We start from the raw sequence: 21,966 nt of genomic DNA, 5'->3' as shown, positions 1-21,966 counted from the left end.
ACCACCGCCAACGCGCCCAAGACGCCCTCGGCGGCTTGACGCCCATCGAGTTCGAAGCCAAGCTAGCCGAGCCGCTCACACTCGCGGCCTAAACCGAAACTGTCACCAATTCGTTCCTCACGCCCGATCCACAAAAAGACAACCCTCGCGGGCGTCCGTGTAATTTAGGGTCACGTCGGCACCGGAGCCACATCCATCATCTCTGTGTAGCCAGGTCTCGTAGGCAGCGGTCCGTTCTGTTTCGCTGGTATACGGCCTCGCATACGCCCATTCCGTGGCGAGGGTGCGGTTGAACCGTTCGACTTTCCCGTTCGTCTGCGGCCGGTAGGGTCTAGTCCACTTGTGTTTGACGTTCTCGCCGAGCGCCACGGCGAAGGCGTGGGATCGGTAGCAGGAGCCGTTATCGGTCATCACCGCGGTGACGGTCACTCCCAGGCTGGCGAAGAAGGCGTTCGCGCGTTCCCAGAACCCGGCGGCGGTCTCCTTGCGCTCATCGTCGAGGATTTCCGAGTACGCCACCCTTGAGTAGTCATCGACCGCGTGGTGGAGATACCGGTAGCCCCGGGAACCAGTCGCGCCCGCGCGAGTTGCCCGTCCGCGTGCGACGCCAGACGCTCGGTGTTGCGCGGACCCTTTGCCGTGGACACGCCACCCGCCACCGTCCGGGATGCGGCCCTGCTTCTTGATGTCCACGTGCACGAGTTGGCCTGGAGCGGCGACTTCGTAGCGCCGCGGTTTGGGCTTGCGGACAGGCAGGCCCGTGGATTGATCAACATGCGACAGTAAAGGCATCGCGTATCGGGCAAGAACACGACCGACCGTTGAGCGGTGCAATCGCAAGTGATATGCGATGCGGGCCCCACCGGCGGGTGAAACGTAACGCGATGATGCGACGCTCCGTACGCCTCGGCAACCGATTCGGACAGGACATGGGCCGGGAGCTGCGGTCCGTCAACGGCAACCCTGCCCGGTACCGATCGACCCACCGCTTCGCCGTCGCGGGCGAGCACTGACACCGCTCGGCCGCGCGGCGAAGCGACCATCCATCCCGAGTTATCAACAGGGCAAGACGTCGTCGCCCCTCAGCAGTCAACGGAGCATTAGCGTGAGTCATGAAGACCTCCGGTTTAGAAATGTGAGTGTGGTAACCCACATCCTGGCCGGAGGTCTTCGCTATGTCACGCGTTCACAACCTGTCGGGGAAATACAACTAGATGACCTTTCGGCCCTGCGGATTGCTCAGCTGGCGGACGCGATCCGTGCAGCGATGCTGTCGCCGATCTGGTCGGTCGAGCGGATGCCGACGTCTTGCCGATGCTCGATGTCGAGGTCGACGGCGCCACGGATGCGCTGTCCCGCAACCGGCAGACCGACATGGTCGAGAAGCATCGCGGCCGACAGGATCGCGGCGGTCGGGTCCGCGAGCTGCTTGCCGGCGATGTCGGGCGCCGATCCGTGGACGGGCTCGAACATCGAGGGGAACCGATCATCGGGGTTGATGTTGCCGGAGGCCGCGAGCCCGATGCCGCCCGTGATCGCACCCGCGAGATCGGTGAGGATGTCACCGAAGAGGTTGTCCGTGACGATGACGTCGAAACGCTCCGGATGCTGCACGAGGTGAATGGTCGCAGCATCCACGTGCAGGTAGTCGACCGTGACATCGGGGTACTCGGCCGAGACATCGGCCTGCACCTGTGCCCACAACGCGCCGGAGTGGACGAGCACATTGTTCTTGTGCACGACCGTCAGGCGCTTGTCTCTGGTCCTAGCCAGATCGAAGGCGTAACGCAGCACGCGTTCGACTCCGAACGCGGTGTTGACCGACACCTCCGTCGCGATCGCCTGAGCTGTGCCGCCGCGCACGAGCCCACCGGAGCCGGAATAGGCACCCTCGGTCCCCTCGCGCACGATGACGAAGTCCGCTCTGGCATCGGGGCCGAGCACGCTGCCGATGCCGGGGTGGATGCGGGCGGGGCGCAGGTTGACGTACTGGTCGAACGCGAAGCGCAGCCGCAGCAGCAGGCTCCGCTCGATGCTCACGCTCTCCAGCCGCGGGTCGCCCGGCACTCCCCCGACGGCGCCGAACAGGATCGCATCACTCTCGGCGATCGCCTCGAGCGTCGCGTCGTGCAGCAGCTCCCCCGTTTCGAGGTAGTGGTCGGCGCCGAGCGTGAAGTCACGGTACGCGATCGACGCGTCCTCGAAAGCGATCGCAGCATCCAGAGCCTTCTGCGCCTGGACTGTGACCTCGCGGCCGATGCCATCGCCGGCGATGACGGCGATATTGATAGTGGTGCTCACTGAAAAAGGGCCTTCCGGTGCGGATGCGGTGGACATGGGCGCTCAGCCCTTCTCGGCGCCGGCGGTGAGTCCACCGGTGAGAAGGCGCTCTGTCGCGAAGAAGAGGATGACGATGGGCAACGTGAGAACCACCGAACCTGCCATGAGGACGGTCGCCGGCACCTCGACCGCACCCGACAGACGGGACAGCCCGAGCGAGACCGTCCACTGTGCTGGGCGATCGACGAGGAAGAGCAAGGCGAACAGGAACTCGTTCCACGCGATCATGAAGACGAACAGGCCGGTCGCGATGATCGAGGGCAGCGACAGACGCAGGCTGATGCGTCGCATCACCCCGAATCGAGTCAGGCCGTCCATCAGGCCGGCCTCCTCAACGGAGACGGGCACGCTCTCGAGGTAATTGCGCAGCATGTAGATCGCGACGGGGATCGTCTGCGCGGCGTACACGAGGATGAGGCCGACCAGCGAACCGCGCAGACCGATACGGGTGAACACAGCGAACAACGGAATCGCGATGATGATCGAGGGGAACAGGTACGCCGCGAGGAACAACACGCTGATCTGCCGCCGCCCGAAGAACGGCAGGCGCGCGATGGCATAGGCACCCGGGATCGCGAGTGCCAGCGCGAGCAGCACGGAGCCTGCGGCGACGAAGCCGCTGTTCGCGATGAACGTGCCGAAGCCCTGCCCGCCCTCGGACGTCGGCAGCAGCACCTTGAGATAACTGGTCAGCGACAGCTCGTCGAACGTGAGCCACAGACGTGACGGGTCGCGGAGGAGCTGCTCGATAGGACGCATCGACAGCACGAACATGTACCAGAACGGCAAGAGGCAGACGATGAGCAGGACGACGATCGTCATGGGCCGGGCGATCTTCAGCACGGCGCGCTGGATGGAGTCACTCGTCAGACGGGTGCGCACGGGGGTGGTCATTCGAATCGGCTCCCGGACTTCTTGAGGATCGCGGCGTAGACACCGAGGGCGACGACGAGCAGTGCCGCGAGGACCAGCGACTGCGCGGACGCCGCACCGACGTTCTGCTGCACTGTGAGCAGTTCGTACACCCGGATGCTGGCGACACCCGTGCCGGCGGCTCCACCGGTGAGCAGGAAGACACTGTCGAACTCGTTGAACGTCCAGATGGTGCGCAGGATCACTAGCACGCTCATCACCGGCAGGAGCTGAGGCAGAACGACGTGGATGAACTTCTGCCAGGGGGTCGTGCCGTCCACCAATGCGGCTTCTTCGATCTCGGCCGGGAGGGACTCCATGCGGGCCATGATGAACAGGAACGCGAACGGGAAGAAGCGCCAGATCTGGAAGGCGATCACCGTCAGCAGCGCGGTCGGCACGGGAATCTGGGCGCCGAGGATGCCGAGCATCCCCTCTTTCTGAGTGAGGAACGGGATCGGGTCGGTCCACCCCAGCCGGTCACGGCCGACCGAGTTGACGATGCCGAACGATGGGTTGAGCATGATGCGCCACACGAAGGTGACGGCGACGACCGGGGCGATGTAGGGCAGCAGCATGCTCGCTCGGATGAATGTGCGCCCCCGGAACGGCTTGCGCAGTGCGAGCGCGGCGATGAGCCCGACGACGACAGAGCCGATCACCGAGCCGGCGGTGAAGAGCACGGTGATCCACAGGCTCGACCAGAGCTCTTTCGACCCGAGCACCAGAGCGAAGTTCTCGAACGTAAACGCCTCGAACAGTCCCTGCGAGCCGATGTTCACCAGGCGCAGTTTCTGGAACGCGATGACGAACGACCATGCGAGCGGCAGGAACACCATCACGACGACGACGAGGAGGGTCGGCGCCACGAGGATGAGTCCGTCACGGGCATCTCGGCGGGTGAGACCGTCGCGCTTCGAGCGCGCGCGGGTGGCTCGGGCTCCTGGGGGCTTCTGGCCGGGCAGCGCGGTCGTGGTCGTTGCGCTCATCTCAGCTCCTTCTTCTGTCGTCGTCTGGGGTGCGTGCGGTCACGGGTCGGCACGAAGCATTCAGGCTCCGCGCCGACCCGCTGATGATCAGCCGCCGAGGCCGGACTTGATCTGCTCGGCCTTGTCGGTTGCACTCACCAGGGCATCATCGAGCGATCCACCCGATGCGATGAGATCGGAGAAGAGCGTCGGCAGAACCCGCTGGGTCGTCATGGCTCCGGCCAGGCCACCCTGACCTTCCGTCATTCCCCAGCGCACGATGTCGTTCGTTGCACCGACGACCGTGTCCAGCACCTCGGGCGAGTACAGCGCGCTCAGCTTCTCACGCGTATCCACGCCCGTCTCGAGGTCAGCCCAGCCATCGACGTACTCGGTCGAGCCCGGCTCGGCCCCGGTACGCACGGGGATCTTGCCCTCCGGAGCGACCGAGATCCAGTCGGTGTACGAGTCGCTCATCAGCCAGCTCACGAGGTCTTTCGTGATGGGAGCAGCGTCCCGCATGATGGCGAACGAGACGACCTCGCCGTAGGTGGCTGGGCTGGAGGCGTCGGGGCCCTGGAGGCCGCCGACGACACCGGTGTTGTTCGCGAGCCAACGCGGGTCCGCAGCGCACTGATCGCATGTCGGGAGTGCGTCGTTGCGCAGGCCGGCCAGTTCATCGAGGAGGAACGACGACCACACGACCATGGCGGCCTGGCCGGCGAAGTAGCTGGCACGCGTCGTCGCGGTGTCCTGCTCGCCAGCGACCGAGTACTTGCTCATCAGATCGGTGTACAGGCCGAATGCGGTCTTGCAGTTGTCGCTGTCAAGTGCGAGGTCGCCCTTGCCGTTGACCAGTTGGCAGTCATTGGACAATCCGAAGCTCTCGATCGTCTGCGAGGTGAACTGCTCCGCGGCCGACGTGGCAGCGGAGATACCGGCGACGCCGTTGCCGTTGAGCTTCTTGGCTGCCTCTAGCACCGAGGGGTAATCCGTCGGAGCATCAAGACCCGCGGCCTTGAACAGGTCGGTGCGGTAGAAGAGCATCAGCGGGAACGCATCGCTCGGAACGGCGAGCTGCGTGTCGCCGGAGCGGGTCAGGTCGAGTGCTGCCTTGTTGAACGTGCCAGCGTCGAGCTTCTTGACCACTTCCGCCGCCGCTTCGGTGTCGAGCAGATCGTCGTTCGCGAACTGGTGAACGTTCGAGAGCGGGAGCGCGGAGACAAGATCGGGCAGCTCATTCGCGGCGGCTGCGGCCGTCAGGGCGCTGGAGAGCTGGTCTTCGGCGATCGGGACGAGCTCGTAGTCGACATCGTTGGAGGCGGAGAATGCATCGAGCATCTTCTCCTGGGCCTGAAGGCGGTCCGGCTTGTCTTCGATGGTCCAGATGGTGAGCTTCGAATCATCCTTCTGCGGCTTGGCGCCTGTATCGCTCGCACAGCCGGCGAGGCTGAGCGCGACGACAACGGCGGATGCTGTGAGCGCCATCAATCGTGAGTGCATGGTGTCTCCTTTGACAAGCTGCTGGTCTGGTGAGGGCGGGTGACTGCCGGGTGGCGGTCATGCACCGGGGCCCCTCGAAGTTTACACGTGGCATCCGATGAGTCAAGAACTGATTTCTACTATTGATTTTCCGCATATAAACGGCGAGCAGCACAGAGTTGCTTCGAAGAAACTTTTACCGTTACGCTATCCGTGGACAGGGACGTCCCCTGCTGATTGATCACCTCTAAGGACCAGCGCATGAGTTTCTCTATGGGCATCGTCGGTGCCGGACAGTTCTCCGGCAGCTTTGCCAGTTTGTTCAAGCTCCACCCGGGCGTATCCCGGGTGTACGTCACCGATCTACTGCCGGATCGAGCACAGGCGCTCACGGATCAGTTCGACCTCGACGGCACGTATCCCTCCTTCGAAGCGCTGCTCGAAAGCGACGTCGATGCGGTCGGCATCTTCACCCAGCGCTGGACCCACGGCCCGCTCGTCGTGCAGGCGCTTCGCGCCGGAAAGCACGTCTACTCGGCGGTGCCGATGGCCATCAGCCGTGACGAGATCGCCGAGATCATCAAGGCCGTCGAAGAGACCGGCCTGACGTACATGATGGGCGAGACCAGCTACTACAACCCCGCGACCGTCTTCGCGCGCGGCAAGATCGCCGAGGGCGCGTTCGGCCGACTCGTGTACGCCGAGGGCGACTACATGCACGACATGGACCTGGGCTTCTACAAGGCGTACCAGCACTCGGGCGGCGAGAACTGGCAGTCCACGGCCAGTTACCCTCCGATGCTTTACCCCACGCACGCGATCGGCGGTGTGCTCGGCGCGTGGCAGACCCACGCGGTCAGCGTCAGCTGCGTCGGAATCCGTGACACGCTCGGCGACGGCGTATTCGACCGCTCCATCAGCGCGTTCGACAACGACTTCTCGAACCAGAGCGCCCTGTTCGAGCTCGCGGACGGCGGCGCCATGCGCACGAACGAGATGCGCCGAGTCGGGTACCCGTCGAAGATCCGCGAGTCCCGGTTCCGCTTCTTCGGCACCGACGCCAGCTTCGAGCAGCTCGCCCGGCAGTCGGTGTGGCAGAACAAGCGCGACTTCGAAGACGTGACGGAGCTGCTGCAGACGCAGCGGACGCTCTCGACGACCGACCGCGCCCTCGAACACGTCGACCCCGATCTGCGCGACGCATTCGTCTCCGGTCACGCGCCGGTGCACGACCGATCGAACCTCCCCGCCGAATACGAGGGGCTGCCGAACGGCCACGAGGGAAGCCACCACTTCCTCGCCGACGAGTTCGTCAGCGCCGTCAACGCGCGCAGACTGCCCTCGGTCAACGCCTGGGTCGCGGCTCGCTTCACGCTGCCGGGCATCGTCGCGAACGAATCGGCTCGCCAGGGTGGCGCACGCCTCGTGATCGAGGACTTCGGAGACGCTCCGACCGCCTGAACCCGCATCGTCCGCGCCCCGCGTGCCACAATGGCGTCGCGGGGCGTGGCGCATTCACGGCCGGCGGTCGAAGGGACGAGACAACCACATGGTGGAGCAAAAGACTGAGGGTGCGCGGCGCCGCGTGACGCGTGAAGACGTCGCGCGACTGGCGCAGGTCAGCGTTCCCGTCGTCAGTTACGTTCTCAACGACGGCCCCAAGAACGTCTCGCCTGCCACCAGAGACCGCGTGCTCGACGCGGTCGATCGTCTCGGATACAAGCCCAACGCGGCCGCACGGGCGCTGCGCAGAGGACGCAGCGATCTGCTCGGGTTCATCGTTCCGAGCATCGCGAACCCGCTCTTCGCCTCGTTCGCGTTGGAAGTCGAGCGGGCCGCGGCAGCGAGGAAGGCCACGGTGATCACGGTGAGCGCCCGGGCCGGTCAGGTCGGAGTTGCGCTCGAGCGGCTCGCGTCGCACCAGGTCGATGCCGTGCTCGTCGCCACCGGCCTGCACTCGGCGGATGTCGCCGCCGTGGAGCGGTCGGGGCTGAAGGCCGTGCTGCTCAATCAACCGAGTTCGGTGCCTGGCATGCCGACATTCTCGATCGATCTGTACGGTGGTGTCCGCGCGGCGGTGACCCATCTCATCGATCGCGGTCATGCCCGGATCGCGTATCTCGGACCAGCAGACGGCGACCCCCGCCGATATTCGGGATGGGCAGACGCGATGACATCGCGCGATCTCACCCTCGGCCCCCACATCCCCGCGGACTTCAGCCGCGCCTCCGGCCGCGAAGCGATCGATCAGCTGCTCGAACTCCCCGAGCGACCGACCGCGATCTTCGCCAGTTCTGACCAGATCGCGATCGGTGCACTGCTGGGGTTGCACAGAGCGGGCATCCACGTTCCGAACGAGATCGCCGTGGCATCCTTCGACGACTCTCCCGACGCACAGTTCACGTGGCCTCCGCTCACTGCCGTGCATCAGCCGCTACGGGAGATGGCAGAAGACGCGCTCGAACTGATCGTGTCCGGAACCGGGCCCACCGAGCGGATGTACGACGCTCAGCTCGTGGTGCGCGAGAGCACGATCGGCGCCCCGGGCGTCTGATCGGACGCACTCGTCGCGCCGCCTCTGCGGAACGGCCAACCCACGGAATCCATGTCCGTTCCTCGGGTCTCCTTCATCACGAGCGCCCCCACGATGGCGAGCGCCGCGAGGACCGATGTCCACACCCAGAAGACCCACGACGCCCCGATCTGCCCCGTCCAGGTCAACAGGTACGGTGCGGTTCCGCCGAAGACTGCAACCGAGATCGACGTGCCGATCGCAACGCTGGTCGCGCGGATGCGAGTGGGGAAGAGCTCGGAGATCAAGGCGGGATACATTCCGGCACCCATCGCCCAGATGCTCATGCCGGCCGCTTGAGCGACGAAGAGGGTCCAGGGCTGATCGCTGATGAGTTGCGACAGCGGATAGAAGAACAGGATGGCCGAAACACCGAAGGCGATCGCCAGCGGCCTGCGTCCGATCCGATCCGAGAGCGCACCCCAGCCGATGAGCGCGACGATCGCGACAGCTTGTGCGCACAGACTCGCGGTGAAGGCAGCAGTGGGGTCCATCCCACGGTCGGCGATGGCGAATGAGGATGCGAAGATCGCCCAGACGTAGTACGCGCAGTTGTGTCCACAGGCCAGAAGGATGACGAGCATGCTGGCGGCGACGCGGCGGCCCTTGGTCCACGCGACGCCATCGCGCGAGGTGTCGCCGGTCGAAGGTTCCGCCTGCACGGCCTGGAACTCCTCCGTCTCGGCAGCGTTGCGACGCAGGAACAGAACGACAAGACCGAAGAGGGCACCGATAACGAAACCAAGACGCCACCCCCATTCCGCCACCGCGGCCTGGCCGATCGCGGCGTTGAAGCCCGCGCCGAGCACCGTGGCGAACATGACGCCGACCGTCACGCCGACGAAGACCGAGCTCGACCAGAGTCCGCGTCGAGCGGCGGGCGCGATCTCGGATACGTAGGTGTAGGAGACTCCGGACTCACCGCCGTGCGCGAACCCCTGGAGGAGTCTGGCGATGACGAGAAGTACGGAGGCCCAGACGCCGATCGACGCGAAGTCGGGGATGAGCGCGATCATCAGGCTCGACACGGACATGGTGCTGATGGTGGCGACAAGGACGAACCTGCGTCCGAGACGGTCCGCGAGCCGACCGAAGTACAGGGCACCGATGGGTCGTGCGAGGAACCCGACCGCGAACACGGCAAGAGTGGCCAGAAGCGCGGATGCCGGGTCAGCACTGTCGAACAGGTGTGTGGCGAGGTAGGTGGAGAAGACCGCGTAGATGGTCCAATCGAACCACTCGAGGATGTTCCCCATTGCTGCAGCGCGCAATGAGCGGCGCTGCACCGGAGTGGTGGTTGTCTGGTCAGGCATGTCGTTTCTTCCGTTCTCGGGTGGTCAAACTGCGGGGGTGAGTGATCGCTCCTCGAGGACCACCGGTGTGCGGCTGGACGTGTCGACGTGGAGTGCAAAGAGGTCAGGACGGGCGTAGTGACCGACGGCGTCGAAGTCGAAGCTCATCCGCACGACCTCGGCCGGATCCACCTCCGCGTAGAGGATCGTCTCCTCGTCGTAGACGGGCCCGGCGAGAACGTCGCCCCGCGGCGAGATGATCGCGCTGCCACCGCGCATGAGGATGTCGTCGGGCTCGACGCCGAACGCGGGATCGTAGTCGTCGGGGAAGTCGGAGCGTCGCATCACCTGGCATGCCGAGAGCACGTGGCACCGGCCCTCGAGCGCGATGTGCGTGATCGTCGGCAGCCATGAGTCTCGATCGTCGGCGGTCGGAGCGCAGTAGACCTCCACGCCCTGGGCGTACATCGCGGCACGCAGGAGGGGCATGTAGTTCTCCCAGCAGATGACGGCGCCGAGGCGGCCAGCCGGGCTGTCGACGGCCTGGAGCGTCGATCCATCGCCGAATCCCCACATGAGCCGTTCGGTTCCTGTCGGCATCACTTTCCGATGCTTGCCGACGATCCGACCGTGTTCGTCGATGTAGACGACCGTGCAATAGAGCGTGCGCCCGTCTTGTTCGACGACTCCGAGCACGACGAAAACCGAACGCTCCGCTGCTGCTTCGGCGATGCGGGCCACTTCCGGCCCATCAACGCGGACGGCGCCGCGCCAGTACCGCTCGAACTCGTCGCGTGCTTGCTCGGTGCGACGCCCGATCGGGCTCTCGAAGCGCAACCCCTTCGGATAGGTTCCGACGAATGCCTCCGGAAAGACGAGCAGCTGTGCGCCGGCGTCCGCTGCCTCGTTGACGAGGCCGACCGCCTTCTCGGCCGTCGCGCTCGGGTCGAACGCGACGGAACCGGCCTGTACTACTGCCACGCGGGTCATGGAATGCTCCTTAGGGTGCTCGTGGATGACGTGAGGGCGCTGATCGTGTCGACCATCCAACCGACCTCGGGGTCGGCATCCCTGGTCTGATGCCAGACAGCGGCCAATTCGAACGGCGGGAACTCGATGGGCGGGTCGGCGACCGTGAGACCGAACTCCTGCGCGAAGACATGGGCGACGTGTGCGGGCATCGTCGATACGGCGGGTGTCCGGCGCAGCAGGAGAGGCGCCATCGCGAAGTGCGCGGTGGATGCGACCCTGTGGCGTCGCATCCCGAGCTTTTCGAGTTCGCTATCGACGATGCCGCGAGTCGCGTCCACCGAGATCATGATGTGCGGAAGAGCCACATAGTCGGCCAGCGACAGCGCGCCGGTCTGGCCGACCTGAGCACTGTCGTACACCGTGAGATATCCGGACTGGAAGAGGACGCGGTGGCGGAGGCTGCTGTTCCAGGCGGAGTTGGCGACGATTCCCATGTCGGCTTCACCCGTTTCCAGCAATCTCGGCAGGAGCAGGCGGGTCGTGAGCACGCTGAAGACCGACATCCCGGGACTCTCCGGGCTGATCTCCGTGAGCAGGCGCGGCATCACGACCGCCTCGAGATCATCGGACATTCCAATCCGCAGCTGGAACGTGTCCTTCGCCGGGTTGAACGCCTTCTGGCCGCCGACCGCGACTTCGATCGCCCTGAGCGCCTCCTGGACGGCGCCGTTCATCCGCAGCGCCCGAAGCGTGGGCTCGACCCCGCCTTGGACGCGAACGAACAGCCGGTCCTCGTAGGTGCCGCGCAGCCGCGCCAACGCAGCGCTGACCGCGGACTGACTCATGTTGAGACTGCGCGCGGCGCGGCTGACGCTGCGCTCCTGCATCAGCGCCGCGAACACGACGAAAAGGTTGAGATCGTGCTTGCGCAGGTTGATCGCCGGGCGACTAGTCATCGGAGATCGTCCAGAGGCGCCGCGCGTACGGCAGCACGCCCGTCGCTGGATCGCAGTTGACGTACTCGAAGTGGTGCGCGTCCGAGAGGACGAAGACCTCATGCCACGTGGTGACGGTCCTCGAGTCGCCGTACTGGCGGTTCTTCTCGATCGCGTGGCGGTGGATCGCATGATGCGTCGGATGCCCGGCAGCCCAGGTCTCCAGGTCGTCCAAACTCCGGAAGTAGCCGACGACGCTCGTCTCGCGACGCGGCGGCGCATCCAGCGTCCCGGTGCTGCGAAGAATGCGCAGAGACAGCGTCCCCGTAGCATCCTGGTTGTCGGTGAGGTGTTTCATGCCGCTCAGGAGCCGCGGCTCGAGCACGGACTCGTAGTCCTCGAGCTGCTCCCCCGTGGCGCTCTCCCAATACTGCCCGCTTCGGATCGCGCACACGTTGGCGCCGAGTTCTGCTCGGACCCTGCGCCGCGCACTCGGGACAGGACGGGGGCGCCGAGGATAGTCCGTCGACGGCTCCAACGTGTCGATCGCCGAGATCGGCATCCGGTCGCGCGCCGCACCGAAGTATCCGTTCGTCGTGGTCGACTCGAGCTCGATGCCGGCGCATGCCGCCAGACCGAACTCGCGCTCGGGTGACGAGTACACGGTCTCGACCCGGCTCGCCGGGACGACGATGCACTCCCGCCACGCTCCGTAGTCGATCGTCTCGGGATCGAGGTCACGGAACCAGCGGCCGAGCGCGGATCCTTCACTCCAGCGCGCGTGCCGGGTCGGGTCCGTCCAGTAGCCGACGAAGATGAGATCCCAGAACTCGCCGCGGTCCGCCGTGCTGAGAATTTCGAAGGCGTCCGGGCGGTTGCTGTCGGTCGCATCCGCGCTGCTCTCCGCAAGCCGGATGAAGTGCTCGGCCGGGCTCTCAGCTCCATCGTGGATCTGCACGGCGATGTAGTCGGAGACGATTTCCGAGAGCGGCTCCACATACGCAGCCGACCATCGAGGTGCACGCGGCTGGTGCCCTTCGGGCCGACGGGTCGGCACCCGTCTGGGGAATGTGGGATCCCACGTCATCTCGCTCCTCCATCGCCTTGGAGGACCATCATGTCGAGGCCACGTACACGATCCGGTTACCTGGTCATGCCGAACATGTTTCGACCAAGCTGATAATGGTGTGAATGACTATCAGGTTTATCGATAGTCGGGCGGGGCGCCCTCGGTGAAGGGTATGGGGGTCACTCCTCGATCTGCGGCAGCACGACGCCGTCTCGCTTGTAGCGAGGAGCGCACTGTCAAGCCTGCAATGTGCGCCTCTGCACCAACCCCGTCGGCTACACCGAGCCGGCGAATCCGAGCAGGTGACGCACGAGAATCTCCGGCTCACTCACCATCGGGAAGTGCCCCGTCGCGATCTCAACCACCTGCCAGCCCGGTGACTGCCGCACTCGCTGCCGTATCGGGTCAATCGTCGGGTACGCCGGCGCGGAGCAGTCGACGAAGAGCCGGGGCAGGGACTGCACCAGGTTCGCGTCGTAATCCAGCGGTTCGCGATACATGCCGAATGGATGATGCACGTGCCGCCGGCGCAGCCATTGGGCATCACGAATGCTCAGTGCGAATCCGTCGGAAGGATCGGGCGAAGGCAGCGCGTTGCCGTGCAGTGCCGCTGCGGCCTGGCGAGCTGCCGCAATCTCAGGCGAGTGCGCAACTCCCCACCCTTCGCCGGGGAGCGGGACATGGCGTCGACATATGCGAGCCCACTGACCCGCGGATGCTGCGTGGACCGCAGTGCCGCAGCCGCACCGGTGATCACCATTCCGCCGTAACTGTGGCCCACCAGCAGCGGTCGGCGCAGTTCCTCGGTCTCGACGAGGTTGGCCACATCCTGGACGTGCGTCTGCAACCCGATATCGGCCGTCCGCAAATGCGCGCGATCCCCGTCCCGGTGAGCGTCACCGCATGCACGTCGTACCCCGCGTCGCGGAGCGGCGCCAGAACGCGGCGCCAGATCCAGGCTCCACCCCAGGCGCCGCGCACGAGCACGATCTCGGGGGTGACGTCCCGCTGTGTGGATGCTCCTATTGCTGTCAAGTGGTCTCCGGTGGGCTGAGTTGAGCGAGGGCGAGGCTTGCGCGTTGTTCGAGTTCGGGGTCAGCGCGGGTGCCGATCTCGAGTCGGCGGAGCCGCTGGTAAGGAACGCCGAGGGTCGCGGCGAGGATGCTGATCGGAATGCCGATCTGCTGCCGATGGCACCGTGCCCGAAACCAGCACTGGCGGAGCGCGCTCGGGCCCTCACCCCGGAGGCGGTAACGGCGGCGACCGATCACCGCTCCCTCGATCAGCTCCGCACCGACTTGTTCATCGACCTCCTCCTCGGCGCCGAACCCACCGGACACGACCTCCACCGCGCCGGCACCACCGAGACCCTCACCCACATCCGCGCCGAGGTGCAGGTCACGATCCCGGCAACCATGATCCTCAACCCCGACGACGGGACCGCCTGGCTCGACGCCGGAACCCTCATCTCCCCCGACACCGCACGACACCTCGCCGGTGCCTCCCCTGGTTGGGACAGGCTCTTCTACCGGCCAGACACCGGCATCGTCGAACACATCGACCACTACCGGCCCACCGCCTGGCAGAAACGCGCCCTCATCGGACGAGACCTCACCTGCCGATTCCCCGGCTGCACCACCCCCGCACGCCGCACCGACATCGACCACACCCACGCCTTCGCCGAAGGCGGCCGAACAACCCTGTCTAACCTCGCCTGTCTCTGCGAGGCGCACCACGTGATGAAACATCAGTCCGACTGGCAGATGAAGCAACTTGACGACGGGGTGATCAAGTGGACGAGTCCGTCCGGGTACTCCTATGCGACCGAGCCACCGAGCCGGGTGTTCTTCCGGGAAGAACCCGCAGCGGAACCCGCACCGACACAGATGACGTCACCGTCGCAGTCGCCACCAGCGGCATCACCGTCGCCATCGGCATCAACATCTCCGTCAGCACCGCCTTCGCCATCAGCGCCCCCGCCGAACCACATGTGGGACCCCACGCCTGAAGACTCACGCGACCCTGCCGACCCACCGCCCTGGACTTCGGGATAAACAACGCAGCACGGCGCGCGATAACGCGGCGACGACGCCTTCCGACAAGCCCCCCCCTCGCAACCACCACACACGCCTTTGCCCGACGGCGAGCCGAAGGGAAATGCGATGCTGGCACTATGACGGGCACCGGGTCGATATTTGCTCCCCCTATCAGCGGCACGTTCTACCGCGCCATCGATCCGAACTTACGCGAGTTCGCGATCGCGGGGTCGCGCACGGCGGGGCGTTACTCCCGCCCCCACGAGCCGACGCTGTACCTCAGCTCTTCCGTCGACGGCGTCGAGGCGGCGATGATCGCCCACGCGGGCGCCCGTTCGACCGCACGAGAGATCGTGGAGATCGACGTCGAAGCCTCGCGCATCGTCGACCTGCGCAACCCCACTACCCTGGAGCGGCTCGGCGTCAGCCTCGCGAACGCCGCCGCTCCCTGGCAGGACATTGCCGACGCCGGCGGCACCCCGCTCTCCTGGGCCGTGCGCGACCGGCTTCTCGGGGCCGGCGCGAACGGCCTGATCGATCCCTCGCGAAAACGCCCCGGGCTATGGCACCTCGTGCTGTTCCGGTGGAACGAGCCCGATGCCCCCGTGGCCCGAGTTCGCGCCCCCGATCACACTCGCTGACACGACCTGCCAACAGGCCCGCGCCCCACGTTCACCGAACGACACGAGCCGGAACGGCCGCACGAACCCGCGCCGCCCGTCAGCCCAGCCTCACGAACACGGCCCGCCACCGCCCCTCACGCCCGGCGCAACCGCCCGTGCAGTTCCTCCTCAAGCGACGGCACCCGTGGATCCGTCACGAATCCGTCGATCCGCGGGATCTCGCGCGTCACGTGCACCGGATCCGCGAGCGGCCCGGCCTCGCGCGGCAGCACCATGACCCGGTCCGCCATCCTCACGGCCTCCCGGATGTCGTGCGTGATGAGCAGGATGCTCCAGCCGTTCTCGGCCCAGATCTCGAGCAGCCACCGCTGCAGTTCGTCCCGCGTGATCGCGTCCAACGCCCCGAAGGGCTCGTCGAGCAGCAGCACGGGCTTGTCCTGCGCAACGGTCCGCAGGAACGACACCCGCTGTCGCATCCCACCCGAGAGCTGCCGCGGGAACAGCCGCTCCGTACCCGCGAGCCCGAAGGGCGCGAACAACGGCGCCACGCGCGCACGCGCGGCGGCCCGCGAGGCGCCCGCGACCTCCACCCCGAGCGCCGCGTTGTCGAGGATCCGCCGCCACGGCAGCAGGACGTCGCGCTGCGGCATGTAGGCGAAGGGGCGCGCGCGCCCCGAGACGGCGGATCCGTCGAACGAGATCGTGCCCTCGTCCGGTTCCAGCGCCCCCGTGAGGAGCGACAGCAGAGTCGACTTCCCGGATCCGCTCGGCCCGACGAGCGCCACGATCTCGCCCGGAGCGAGCTCGAACGACACCTCCGAGAGCACCCTCCGAGAACCGAAACTCTTCGCGAGCCGCGACACCACGAGGCTCATCGCGCACTCCCCTGTTCGATGCGCACCCACGGCACGCACACCCGCTCAACGAGCACGACCAGCCCGTAAAGCACGAGCGTGAGAATCGTCGACACCACGACCGCCGCCAACACCAGGTCGGTGCGGAAGACGTTCTTCTGCTGCTGCATGTAGACGCCGAGGCCGACCACCGCGCCCGCGTACTCGGCGAAGATCGCCCCGACGACCGCGTAGGTGATCGAGATTCGCAGCGACGAGAAGAACGACGGCACCGCCGCGTGCACGCGGATCGTCCGGAACACCGTCACCCGCGACCCGCCCATCGATCGCACGAGGTGCTCGGCCTCCGGATCCGCCGTCTCGAAACCGCGCAGGAAACCGACGACCATCGGGAAGAACGTCACGAACGCCACGAGCAGCACCTTCGGCCACAGCCCGAAGCCGAACCACAGCACCACGAGCGGCGCCAGCGCGATGAGCGGCAGCGTCTGGCTCACGATCAACAACGGCAGCAGCGCCGTGCGCAGGATCCGCGAAAAGTCGAGCACCGTCGCGATCACGAACGCGCTCGTCACCGACAGCGCGAAGCCCGCGACCGTCGCGACGAGCGTCGGCAGCGCGTTCGCGAGCAGCGCGTCCGCCTCCGCCGCACCGGCCGAGGCGATCCGGGTCGGCGCCGGCAGCATGTCGGCCGGCACGAGGCCCGCGACCGACACGAACTGCCACGCCCCGAGCAGCAGGAGGAGAGCGACGATCGGCAGGAGCGCCGCACTCAGCGCCTGTCTCATTCGACGAACTCGTTCGTGTAGTACTCGCTCCAGTCCGGAGCCTCCGTGATCTTCTGGCCGCCGGCATCCACGAGGAAGCCCTGCTCGATGATGTAGTCGCCGAGCGCCTCCCAGTACTCCGGCACGGCGGCGCCGAGCGTCACACCCTCCGCGTAGTAGAAGCCGTCGCTCGCCATCAGCTCGGTGCTCTTGTGCACGAGCTCCGTCGCCGTGCCGAGCGTGTCCTCGTTCGCCTGGATGAGCAGGTCCGCGGCCTCGTCCGGGTTGTCGATCGCGTACTGGAAGCCCTTCTGCACGGCCTTCACGAACGCGTCCGCATCGTCGTGGTTCTGCTCGAGGTAGGCGTCGCTCGAGGCGATGCCGATCGCCTGCTGCTCCGGAACCCCGTAGTCCTGGTAGCGGAACGAGGCGTAGGGGTGGCCCTCGATCTCGGCCTCCACGTCCTCCCACGTCATCACCGAGGAGGTGAAGTCGATCGAGCCGTTCTTCAGCGCCTCGTAGGCGCCGGTGTCGAGCATGACCTCGTCGAACTCGCCCTTCCCGTCCGCGCCCTGAATGGTCGACTTCATGAACGCCGTGTACAGCGGCACGCCGAAGCCGCCGAACACCGCGCCGTCGAGGTCGGCCGGGCTCTCGATGTCGTCCCGATCCTGCAGGTACACGAGCCGCCCCGTGTCCGACTGCACGATCGAGTAGACGGAGACGACGTCGAGCCCCGCGGCGCGCGCCGTCTGCACGTCGGACTGCCCCACGATCCCGAAGTCGGCCTCCCCCGCCGAGACGAGCTGGGCGACCGGGGTCGAGGCGTAGGGAAGGATCTCGACGTCGAGCCCCGCATCCTCGAAATAGCCGAGCTCCTGGGCGACGTAGATGCCCGTGTGGTTCGTGTTCGGCGACCAGTCGAGCGCGATCGAGACGGTGTGGTCCTCGGAAGACGAGGAAGCGTCAGGTGACGTAGATGCGCATCCGGCGAGCGCGAGCGCCCCGATGCCGACCAGTGCGAACGACGTGCGGATGATGTGCTGCTGCATGAGCGTGCCCCTTGGTGATGAAGGATGGCACGGGTATGTGAAGAGTGTCTCCCTGCGCTGGCATGACCCAGATCAGGTTCGACGGTCGAAGGTTGATGACCTTCCTCTCAGCCCGGCCTACCGGACTCCCGTGTGCGCAACAGCCTACTATCCTTGGCCCGGTGACCGAACTCTCCGACATCACCCCCGAGGCGTACGGCGTCGGCGCCCGATTCACGCTCTCCGTCTACGACTCCGACTACGTGAACATCATCCTCGGCGCGCTGAAGGCCGCCGATTCGGAAGGCCTCACGATCGAGACCGACGACATCTCGACCTGGATCACCGGATCCGAGCAGCGCGTGCTCTCCTACGTCCGCGACGTCGTCGCGGCGGCCGCCGCGTCGGGCGCGCACCTCTCGGTCGCGCTGATGCTCTCGCGCGGATGCCCGGCGGGGATGACGTGCGAGCTGCCCGCGGGCGTGCCCGCGATCGGCGCGGATCCGGTGGCGCTGGAGGCGACCGGCGTGCGCGCCCGCGCGCACTGGTCGCTGTATCCCCTGCTCGACGGCGGATCCGAGGGCGACCACCTCACCCCGATCCTCGAGGCGATCGAGCAGGCGAAGGCCGAGGGCGTCTACGACGGCCTCGACCACGGCGCGACGCGCCTCGACGCCGACCTCTCGCGCGTGCTCGAGACGGTCGCGAACGCCTGGATCGGCGTCGGCGCCGTCGTGCAGCACGTCACGACCCACGTAACGATCTCGATCAACAGCCCCTCGATCAACAGCCCCTCGATCAACAGCCAGGGCACGCCCGCATGAGCTGGTCGACGAAGACGAGCCGGACCGTCTACGAGAACTCCTGGATCCGGGTGCGGGAGGACGAGGTTGTTCGGCCCGACGGATCCGACGGCATCTTCGGCGTCGTCGACCTGCAGAACGAGGCCGTGTTCGTCGTCGCCCTCGACGAGGCCGGTCGCGTGCTGCTCGTGCACATCGAGCGGTACACCGTGGGCCCGTCGTGGGAGATCGTCTCCGGCGGCACCGACGGAGAGGATCCGCTCGTCGCGGCCCGCCGCGAACTGCTCGAGGAGACCGGTCTCGAGGCCGACGAATGGATCGAGGCGGGCGTCATGCACGCCCTGAACGGCGTCTGCAACGCCCGCGAGACGGTCTTCATCGCGCGCGGCCTGCGCGAGGGCGCCGACGCGAGCGCGCACCGCGCGGAGGAGGGGATCACCGCCAGCCGCTGGGTCCCGCTCGAGGAGGCGCTGGCGCTGTCGACGACGGGCGAGCTGACCGATGGCGAGTCGATCGCCGCGCTTGCGATGGCTCAGGCGAAGCTGTCGTCCGTCCAATAATCTCGACTCATGCGTACACGTCTGCTTGCCGCCCTGCCCCTCGCCGCCCTCTCGCTGGCCGTCCTCGCCGGATGCGCCTCCGCGGATCCCGCCGAGTCGGGCGCCGAAACGAGCACCGAGAGCGCGGCGCCCGCGGGCGCCTGCCAGTACGTCGAGAGCGGCACGGCGTCGAAGGAGGTCGACGCCCCCGTCGCGGATCCGGCCGACGCCAACACCGCGGTTCTCTCGACCTCGATCGGCGACATCACGATCACCCTCGATGGCGATCGCGCCCCCTGCACGGTGAACAGCTTCGCCTCGCTCTCCGAGCAGGGCTACTACGACGACACCACCTGCCACCGCCTCACCACCTCCGGCATCTTCGTCCTGCAGTGCGGCGACCCGACCGGCACCGGCACGGGCGGTCCCGGCTACTCCTACGCCGACGAGCTCGACGGCTCCGAGACCTACGAGGCCGGCACGGTCGCGATGGCGAACGCCGGCCCCGACACGAACGGCTCGCAGTTCTTCCTCGTCTACGACGACACCGTGCTCGGCCCCGATTACACCGTCTTCGGCCACATGGACGAGGCGAGCACGGCGCTCGTCGCGGAGCTCGCCGCCGGCGGCACCGAGAGCGGCCTCGGCGACGGCGCCCCCGCGACGCCCGTCGACATCACCTCGGCCACGATCGGCTGACGACCGGCGAGCCGGCCCTCAGCGAAGCGCGCCTCCGATGACCGAGAGGAGGCGCAGCTTCTCGTGGCTCTCACTTCCGGGCGCGGCCGTGTAGGTCGTGTTGCTAAAGGGTGATCGTCGATGCGCGGGCCACGCTTGAGGTGTGTCACGCACTGAGATCTCCGATGAGACCTGGGCCGTGATCGGCCCGTTGTTCCCGGTTCCGAAGGCGACGGGGCGTCCGCCGGTGGAGCGTCGTGCAGTGGTAGAGGCAACAGCGTAGCGGTACCGGACGGGTGCGCCGTGGCGGGACGTGCCGGAGCGGTTCGGGAACTGGAACACGATCTATAAGAGCTTCAACCGGTGGTCGGAGCAGGGCGTCTGGGCGCGAGTTCTCGAGAAGGTGCAGTCCCTCACTCATCAGCGTGGTGAGCTGGACTGGGTGGCGTCGATCGACTCGACGATCGTGCGTGTCCATCAGCACGGCGCGACCCTCCGACGGGACACAGGGGGCTCGATCGAACTACAAGAAGTTCGGGCCGGAGCCGCCTGATCACGCGATCGGCCGCTCCCGCGGTGGACTGACCACCAAGAGCCACCTGGTCTGCGACGGGAAAGCCAAAGCGCTGGCCTTCCTGTTGACGCCGGGGCAGGCGGCGGACACGAGCATGCTGATCGACACACTCCCCGAGATCCGCGTCCCTGGCCGCACCGGCAGACCGCGATCGCGGCCCGACCGGATCCTCGCGGACAAGGGCTACCCGTCGAAGCTGAACCGGGCGTGGTTGCGCGAGCACGGCATCGCCACGACGATCCCCGAGCGCGACGACCAGATCGCTCACCGCCGGAAGCACCCCGGCCGGCCGATCGCCTTCGGTCGCGAGCAGAAAGAGTGCTACAAGCGCTGTGCAGCTGATGGAGGCCTATGTCAGTGGGTCTCGTGCTTTCTGCTTGAGCCGCTCGTAGGGGGTCTGTCCTCCGAGGGCTCCGTGGGGTCGATCGTAGTTGTAGTGGTCTTCCCATTGCTGGAGGCGTTCGGCGAAGAGGTTCGCGTCGTCGATGACCTCGCCTTCGAGAAGCCGGTAGAACTCCTCCGAGTCGATCCGGTGGGATCTCTCCACCTTGCCGTTCAGGCGTGGCGTGCGAGGGCGGATCTTGACGTGATTGATGTCCTTGTCGAGCAGGTGCCAGTGGAACGCCTGGCCGAACTCCTGCCCGTTGTCTGTCTGTACCTGCTCGACCTGGAACGGCAACTTGGAGCGCACGTGGTCGATGAACTGGATCGCGGTCCTCTGGTCGTTGCGCGGGTACGCACGCAGCACCCGGACGCGGGTGCAGTCGTCGATCGCGGTGTACTGGTAGTAGCGCTTCTTCCGCCCCGTCTGCCCGAGCGGCTCGATGAACGTCACGTCGACTTGCAGCTGGTGGCCGGGGCGTTGCTTCTCATAGCGCTTCCAGCGGGTCTGGAGGCGCTTGTAACGTTGCGAGGCCGGCAGGCGATTCAGGCCCACCTTGTGCAGGATCCGCCAGACCCCGGAGGAGCTGATCGTGATGTCGTGGTAGCGGGCCAGATACATCGCGATCTTGCGCGGGCCGAAGTGATACTGCTGGCGCAGCCAGGGGATCTTCTCGATCACCTCCGGATCGGTCTTGTTCGGCTGGTGATGTGGTTCGCTGGAGCGGTCCTTCAACCCCTCCAGACCCTCATCCTCGTAGCGACGTTTCCACCTGTAGTACGCCTGTCGGCTGATGCCGTAGTACCAGCACGTCGCAGCGACACTCCCGCTGACCTCCTCGACGTGCCGCAGCACGGCGAGCTTATGTTTTGCTTGACGCTCGAGCTCTCGTTGTGACATGGAACCTTCCTCTCAATCGGAAGACTCAACTGTCAACAACGGGCGTGAGGAACGAATCGGTGACAACTGATCGTTAGCGTCGGGAGGCGCTGACGGGGAGGATGTCATCCTGCCCGGTCCCTATCCCAGAGAGTTCCGCGAGGATGTCGTCGCGGTCGCTCGTCGCCGTGAGAGCGGCGTCACCATCAAACAGATCGCCGCCGACTTCGGTATCAGCGAAGCGACCCTGCAGAACTG

At 66.4% G+C, this 21,966-nt stretch carries 22 protein-coding genes, 4 pseudogenes and 1 riboswitch; of the genes and pseudogenes, 10 read left to right on the top strand and 16 right to left on the bottom strand.

The window, feature by feature from the left end; translation table 11 throughout:
• Positions 1-204: 204 nt before the first annotated feature.
• The 5 genes and pseudogenes from IEX05_RS14990 to IEX05_RS14970 form a co-directional block, all read right to left on the bottom strand.
• Positions 205-1,114: pseudogene (locus IEX05_RS14990) on the bottom strand (IS481 family transposase); the annotation flags it as partial.
• 125 nt (positions 1,115-1,239) lie between these two features.
• Positions 1,240-2,301, bottom strand: a complete 1,062-nt coding sequence (locus IEX05_RS14985) for a 3-isopropylmalate dehydrogenase (RefSeq protein ID WP_188703252.1) — start codon at positions 2,299-2,301, stop codon at positions 1,240-1,242.
• 42 nt (positions 2,302-2,343) lie between these two features.
• Positions 2,344-3,234 (bottom strand): carbohydrate ABC transporter permease, encoded by an 891-nt coding sequence (locus tag IEX05_RS14980; RefSeq protein WP_188703250.1) that lies wholly within the window; start codon positions 3,232-3,234, stop codon positions 2,344-2,346.
• Complete coding sequence (locus IEX05_RS14975) at positions 3,231-4,241, bottom strand: carbohydrate ABC transporter permease (RefSeq protein WP_188703248.1); 1,011 nt, start codon at positions 4,239-4,241, stop codon at positions 3,231-3,233. Before IEX05_RS14975 ends, IEX05_RS14980 begins: the two co-directional genes overlap by 4 nt.
• Positions 4,242-4,328: 87 nt before the next feature.
• Complete coding sequence (locus IEX05_RS14970) at positions 4,329-5,723, bottom strand: ABC transporter substrate-binding protein (RefSeq protein ID WP_188703246.1); 1,395 nt, start codon at positions 5,721-5,723, stop codon at positions 4,329-4,331.
• Positions 5,724-5,963: 240 nt separating this feature from the next.
• Here IEX05_RS14970 and IEX05_RS14965 point away from each other — a divergent pair, with 240 nt between their 5' ends.
• Both IEX05_RS14965 and IEX05_RS14960 read left to right on the top strand, forming a co-directional pair.
• A complete protein-coding gene (locus IEX05_RS14965; RefSeq protein ID WP_114117596.1) occupies positions 5,964-7,163 on the top strand; it encodes a Gfo/Idh/MocA family protein in 1,200 nt (399 codons plus the stop codon).
• A 124-nt stretch (positions 7,164-7,287) separates the two neighbouring features.
• Positions 7,288-8,256 (top strand): LacI family DNA-binding transcriptional regulator, encoded by a 969-nt coding sequence (locus IEX05_RS14960; protein WP_188703244.1) that lies wholly within the window; start codon positions 7,288-7,290, stop codon positions 8,254-8,256.
• On the opposite strand, the gene IEX05_RS14955 is transcribed toward IEX05_RS14960, so the two are convergent.
• The 7 genes and pseudogenes from IEX05_RS14955 to IEX05_RS15565 form a co-directional block, all read right to left on the bottom strand.
• Positions 8,211-9,587 carry an MFS transporter gene (locus IEX05_RS14955; RefSeq protein ID WP_188703242.1) on the bottom strand — a complete coding sequence of 459 codons (1,377 nt, stop codon included), beginning with the start codon at positions 9,585-9,587 and terminating at the stop codon, positions 8,211-8,213. The genes IEX05_RS14960 and IEX05_RS14955 overlap by 46 nt on opposite strands.
• Positions 9,588-9,611: 24 nt before the next feature.
• Complete coding sequence (locus IEX05_RS14950; protein WP_188703240.1) at positions 9,612-10,556, bottom strand: carbon-nitrogen hydrolase family protein; 945 nt, start codon at positions 10,554-10,556, stop codon at positions 9,612-9,614.
• Entirely contained in the window at positions 10,553-11,494 is a 942-nt protein-coding gene (locus IEX05_RS14945) for a LysR substrate-binding domain-containing protein (RefSeq protein WP_268237884.1), read from the bottom strand. Before IEX05_RS14945 ends, IEX05_RS14950 begins: the two co-directional genes overlap by 4 nt.
• Positions 11,487-12,470, bottom strand: a complete 984-nt coding sequence (locus IEX05_RS14940) for a phenylacetaldoxime dehydratase family protein (RefSeq protein WP_222843238.1) — start codon at positions 12,468-12,470, stop codon at positions 11,487-11,489. The genes IEX05_RS14945 and IEX05_RS14940 overlap by 8 nt, the downstream gene beginning before the upstream one ends.
• 347 nt (positions 12,471-12,817) lie before the next feature.
• Positions 12,818-13,042, bottom strand: coding sequence for an alpha/beta fold hydrolase (locus IEX05_RS15385; protein WP_229661370.1), 225 nt, complete (start codon positions 13,040-13,042; stop codon positions 12,818-12,820).
• A gap of 53 nt (positions 13,043-13,095) precedes the next feature.
• Complete coding sequence (locus tag IEX05_RS15570; RefSeq protein ID WP_373286311.1) at positions 13,096-13,494, bottom strand: alpha/beta fold hydrolase; 399 nt, start codon at positions 13,492-13,494, stop codon at positions 13,096-13,098.
• A pseudogene (locus IEX05_RS15565) lies at positions 13,476-13,529 on the bottom strand (hypothetical protein); the annotation flags it as partial. The gene IEX05_RS15570 and the pseudogene IEX05_RS15565, both read right to left, overlap by 19 nt.
• A gap of 92 nt (positions 13,530-13,621) precedes the next feature.
• Between IEX05_RS15565 and IEX05_RS14930 the strand changes: the two are divergent.
• Both IEX05_RS14930 and IEX05_RS14925 read left to right on the top strand, forming a co-directional pair.
• Positions 13,622-14,596 (top strand): HNH endonuclease signature motif containing protein, encoded by a 975-nt coding sequence (locus tag IEX05_RS14930; protein WP_188703236.1) that lies wholly within the window; start codon positions 13,622-13,624, stop codon positions 14,594-14,596.
• 119 nt (positions 14,597-14,715) lie between these two features.
• Positions 14,716-15,219 (top strand): RES family NAD+ phosphorylase, encoded by a 504-nt coding sequence (locus IEX05_RS14925; RefSeq protein ID WP_188703234.1) that lies wholly within the window; start codon positions 14,716-14,718, stop codon positions 15,217-15,219.
• A gap of 116 nt (positions 15,220-15,335) precedes the next feature.
• On the opposite strand, the gene IEX05_RS14920 is transcribed toward IEX05_RS14925, so the two are convergent.
• The 3 genes from IEX05_RS14920 to IEX05_RS14910 are packed head-to-tail and all read right to left on the bottom strand — an operon-like array spanning position 15,336 to position 17,874.
• On the bottom strand, positions 15,336-16,076 hold the full coding sequence (locus IEX05_RS14920; RefSeq protein WP_188703232.1) for an ABC transporter ATP-binding protein: 741 nt from the start codon (positions 16,074-16,076) through the stop codon (positions 15,336-15,338).
• Complete coding sequence (locus IEX05_RS14915; protein WP_188703230.1) at positions 16,073-16,843, bottom strand: ABC transporter permease; 771 nt, start codon at positions 16,841-16,843, stop codon at positions 16,073-16,075. Before IEX05_RS14915 ends, IEX05_RS14920 begins: the two co-directional genes overlap by 4 nt.
• A complete protein-coding gene (locus tag IEX05_RS14910) occupies positions 16,840-17,874 on the bottom strand; it encodes an ABC transporter substrate-binding protein (RefSeq protein ID WP_188703227.1) in 1,035 nt (344 codons plus the stop codon). Before IEX05_RS14910 ends, IEX05_RS14915 begins: the two co-directional genes overlap by 4 nt.
• 32 nt (positions 17,875-17,906) lie before the next feature.
• A riboswitch (TPP riboswitch) is annotated at positions 17,907-18,016 on the bottom strand.
• A 19-nt stretch (positions 18,017-18,035) separates the two neighbouring features.
• On the opposite strand from IEX05_RS14910, the gene IEX05_RS14905 reads away from it, so the two are divergent.
• From IEX05_RS14905 to IEX05_RS15555, 5 genes and pseudogenes are all read left to right on the top strand, one after another.
• On the top strand, positions 18,036-18,677 hold the full coding sequence (locus IEX05_RS14905; protein WP_229661369.1) for a YkoF family thiamine/hydroxymethylpyrimidine-binding protein: 642 nt from the start codon (positions 18,036-18,038) through the stop codon (positions 18,675-18,677).
• Entirely contained in the window at positions 18,674-19,216 is a 543-nt protein-coding gene (locus tag IEX05_RS14900; protein ID WP_188703225.1) for an NUDIX domain-containing protein, read from the top strand. The genes IEX05_RS14905 and IEX05_RS14900 overlap by 4 nt, the downstream gene beginning before the upstream one ends.
• A gap of 9 nt (positions 19,217-19,225) precedes the next feature.
• Positions 19,226-19,894 carry a peptidylprolyl isomerase gene (locus tag IEX05_RS14895; protein WP_188703223.1) on the top strand — a complete coding sequence of 223 codons (669 nt, stop codon included), beginning with the start codon at positions 19,226-19,228 and terminating at the stop codon, positions 19,892-19,894.
• 277 nt (positions 19,895-20,171) lie between these two features.
• Positions 20,172-20,426, top strand: a pseudogene (locus IEX05_RS15560) (transposase); the annotation flags it as partial.
• A pseudogene (locus tag IEX05_RS15555) lies at positions 20,344-20,733 on the top strand (transposase); the annotation flags it as partial. The pseudogenes IEX05_RS15560 and IEX05_RS15555, both read left to right, overlap by 83 nt.
• A 63-nt stretch (positions 20,734-20,796) precedes the next feature.
• Here the strand turns inward: IEX05_RS15555 and IEX05_RS14885 are convergent.
• Complete coding sequence (locus tag IEX05_RS14885; RefSeq protein ID WP_188703222.1) at positions 20,797-21,729, bottom strand: IS481 family transposase; 933 nt, start codon at positions 21,727-21,729, stop codon at positions 20,797-20,799.
• 109 nt (positions 21,730-21,838) lie between these two features.
• On the opposite strand from IEX05_RS14885, the gene IEX05_RS15550 reads away from it, so the two are divergent.
• Positions 21,839-21,966, top strand: a 128-nt coding sequence (locus IEX05_RS15550; protein WP_505744126.1) for a transposase, incomplete at its 3' end; no start/stop codon positions are given.

It is taken from the genome of Microbacterium nanhaiense, from assembly GCF_014646015.1.
Classification (GTDB): Bacteria; Actinomycetota; Actinomycetes; order Actinomycetales; family Microbacteriaceae; genus Microbacterium; species Microbacterium nanhaiense.
Note: the sequence above shows the minus strand (reverse complement) of the source record. Positions and strands in the feature narration are given on the sequence as shown.